1 protein-coding gene is annotated in these 325 nt (G+C 58.2%); it reads right to left on the reverse strand.

From position 1 onward, the window contains the following. On the reverse strand, window positions 1-324 hold a 324-nt coding region (locus ACUU1I_RS21395; RefSeq protein ID WP_449144959.1), incomplete at its 3' end, for a phage baseplate assembly protein domain-containing protein. Between the last annotated feature and the right edge of the window lies 1 nt (window position 325).

The following is a 325-nucleotide window of genomic DNA, read 5'->3' on the forward strand; positions in this document are numbered from 1 at the left end:
CGCATTGCGAAACGTGATCGTTTTACCTGTACCGTCCACCACGATCCCCTCCCGGGTCAGCGTCACAGACTGCCCCTGATCGTCATAGACAGCCACCTCACCCGTCTGCAGCCCTTTCAGGCGGTAGCGCCGGTCCGACACCGTAACAACCACCGCATGAGAACGGTCGCCATCCGGAAACAACACCACCACTTCCGCACCGCTGTTTGCCCTTGCGGTAAAACCGTAGGGTTCAAGATGTTCAACCCCGGCTTTGGGTTCACCGGCAATCAGGGACACATCCACGGTCTGACATTTCGTGGCGGCACTGATGCTTTTCACCACT

Source organism: Shigella sp. SIG3 (assembly GCF_053555855.1).